The 2874-nt window shown below is 70.7% G+C and carries 3 protein-coding genes; 2 read left to right on the plus strand and 1 reads right to left on the minus strand.

Annotated features, from left to right (window positions below):
* Nucleotides 1–1854 (minus strand): hydantoinase/oxoprolinase family protein (locus AC2W7M_RS23130; RefSeq protein ID WP_486135252.1); only part of this gene is annotated, 1854 nt, incomplete at its 3' end.
* Nucleotides 1855–2127: 273 nt separating this feature from the next.
* Between AC2W7M_RS23130 and AC2W7M_RS23135 the strand changes: the two genes are divergently transcribed.
* Both AC2W7M_RS23135 and AC2W7M_RS23140 read left to right on the plus strand, forming a co-directional pair.
* Nucleotides 2128–2523, plus strand: coding sequence for a rhodanese-like domain-containing protein (locus tag AC2W7M_RS23135; RefSeq protein WP_486135254.1), 396 nt, complete (start codon nucleotides 2128–2130; stop codon nucleotides 2521–2523).
* Between the two features lie 98 nt (nucleotides 2524–2621).
* The coding region (locus tag AC2W7M_RS23140; RefSeq protein ID WP_486135255.1) for a VOC family protein at nucleotides 2622–2874 on the plus strand (253 nt) is incomplete at its 3' end.

Below are 2874 nucleotides of genomic sequence, written 5' to 3' on the forward strand. Positions count from 1 at the left end.
CGGCGCGGCGCGCGGCACTTCCGGCTCGGGGGTCGCCGCGCGCACCGACCAGGAGACGATCTCCACCGCCTGCCCGGCGATGACGCGGCCGAACAGGCGCTCGTATTCCGCCTCGAACCGCGCGCGCAGGCGCGCCGCGCAATCGGCGCCCAACGGGGCGTCAGGCAGGTCCACGGGAATTTCCCAGCCCTGGCCCACATAGCGCATGAAGGCGCGCAGCGAGAATTCCGGCACCGCGTTTCCGGCGCCGCGGGCGACGAAGGCGGCCGCCGTGCGCTTCATCTCGTCCACCAGGGCCTGGAGCGTGCCCGCCTCTGCTCTGTCCAGCGGCAGGTGGCTGGAGCGCACGGTCTCGTAGCCGAACGGCGTGGCGAGGAAGCCGATGGCCGAGCCCACGCCCGCGCCCGGCGGCACCAGCACCGTGTCCACTCCCAGCTTCTCGGCCACCCGGCAGGCGTGGATCGGCGCGCCGCCGCCGAAGGCGATCATGGTGTAGGCGGCCAGGTCGCGCCCGTTCTCCACCGCGTGGGCGCGGGCGGCATTGGCCATGTTCTCGTCCACCACCTCGCAGATGCCCACCGCCGCCTGGTCTTCCGGCAAGGCGAGCGGGGCGGCGACGTGATCGCGCATGGCCTGCTGCGCATTCGGCACCGAGAGGGCGATGGAGCCGCCGGCGAAGGCGTCCGGATCGAGCCGGCCGAGCAGCAGATTGGCGTCGGTGACGGTCGGCTTGGTGCCGCCGCGCTGATAGGCGGCGGGGCCGGGCTCGGAACCCGCGCTCTCGGGGCCCACGCGGATCTGGCGCATCACGTCCACATGGGCGATGGAGCCGCCGCCGGCGCCGATCTCCACCATCTCGATCACCGGGATGGAGATGGGCATGCCGCTGCCCTTCTTGAAGCGGTAGGTGCGCGCCACCTCGAACGTGTCGGCGGCCTTGGGGCGCTGGTCCTCGATCAGGCAGATCTTCGCCGTGGTGCCCCCCATGTCGAACGACAGCACCCGGTCGAGCCCGTGCGCCGTGCCGTAGCGCGCCGCGAAGATGGCGCCGCCCGCCGGCCCGGATTCGAGAAGCCGCACCGGGAACAGGGCCGCATCCTCCACCGAGATCAGGCCGCCGCCCGAATGCATCATGAAGACCGGGCAGGACAGGCCGATGCCGGCAAGGCGGCCGGCGAGGCGCTTGAGATAGCCCTCCACCATGGGCTGCACATAGGCGTTGGCGCACACCGTGTTGAAGCGGTCGAACTCGCGCATGCGTGGCGAGACCGCGCTCGACAGCGAGACCGCGACGCCGGGAAGCGCGGCGCGCAGAATCTCGCCCGCGCGCTGTTCGTGCGCGCCGTTGGCGTAGGAATGCAGGAAGCCCACGGCGACGCTCTCATAGCCGCCAGCCTTGAGGCGGGCGGCGAGCGCCTCCACCTCGGCCTCGTCGAGCGCCATGAGCACCTCGCCGTGGGCGCCCATGCGCTCGGCAAGCGTGAAGCGGTCGGCGCGGGGGATGAGCGGGGCGGGCAATACGAGGTCGAGGTCGTACTGCTCGAAGCGGTTCTCGCGGCGCATCTCGATCACGTCGCGGAAGCCCGCGGTGGTGACGAAGGCGGTGCGCGCGCCGCGCCGCGCGATCAGCGCATTGGTGACAAGGGTGGTGCCGTGGATCACGTCGCCGATCGCCTCGGGGCCGATGCCGGCGGCGGCGAGCACCAGGCGGATGCCGTCGAGGATCGCCTGCTCGGGCGCGGCATAGGTGGTGAGCACCTTGCTGGAATAGAGCCTGCCGGAGAGTTCCAGTGCGGTGTCGGTGAAGGTGCCGCCGATGTCCACGCCGATCCGACCGACTGCCGACTTGGTCATCTCAACTCCTCGCCACCCACGTGCGCGCGACCGACCCTGCGGCTGCTCGCCCCTCGCTCCGAAGCCCCCATCCGGGAGACGGAAGCGGCGCGCGGCCCGGATGGCACAATGGCGGAATATTGCGGCGGCGTCACCGGGTTGGGCGCTTGAGCGTGCCCCGCCAGCGTGCCAAAATGACGCATTATCGTTTCACATATTGGAACGACAACACGCCGCCGCGCGGCGAGGAGGCCCGCAGGATGACCGGCAAGCTGAAGATGGGCGTGAAGGAGAATGCTGGAGGAGGCGCGCGCCGCCATCACCGAGGTCGAGCCGGCCGAGGCCATGGCGCTCGCCGCCGATCCGGATTGGCTGGTGGTGGACATCCGCGACGTGCGCGAGCGCCAGCGCGAGGGCTACATCCCCGGCGCCTTCCACTGCCCGCGCGGCATGGTGGAATTCTGGATCGATCCCGAAAGCCCCTATTTCAAGAAGGAGTTCGGGGAGGGCAGGAAGCTGCTGTTCCACTGCGCGCTCGACTGGCGCTCGGCGCTCACCGTGCACCTGCTCCAGCGCATGGGGGTGGAGGACGTGGCCCACATCAAGGGCGGCTTCAAGGCCTGGAAGGAGGCCGGCGGCGCGGTCGCGACGATCCGCCGCGCTGAGCTTTCCCCGCCGCGCGCGCTCTAATTTATTGGCAGAGAACGCGTTACCCGGCCGGCTGCATTGCATGCTGGCCGACGCGTGCTCTAAAGACCCGGAGGATTCCCTCCACCACGGACCTTGAGATGCTGAACGAGATCGATCACGTCACCGTCGGCGCCGCCGATCTGGCGAGCGGCGCCGACCACATGCGCCGCCTCCTCGGCATCGACATGCCGATGGGCGGCAAGCACGCCGACATGAGCACCCACAACCGGGTGATGCGCACCACGGACGGCGAGTTCCTGGAGTTGATCGCCATCGACCCCGAGGCGCCTGCGCCCGGCCGGCCGCGCTGGTTCGGGCTCGATCTGCCCGCGCGCCGCGCGCGCCTCGCGC

The sequence above is a fragment of the Xanthobacter sp. BG11Y11_SDJG genome, assembly GCF_057364445.1.

Excerpts from the sequence above, each read along its gene's own strand:
- AC2W7M_RS23135 (WP_486135254.1), top strand. The coding sequence starts at position 2,128 with ATGCTGGAGGAGGCGCGCGCCGCCATCACCGAGGTCGAGCCGGCCGAG.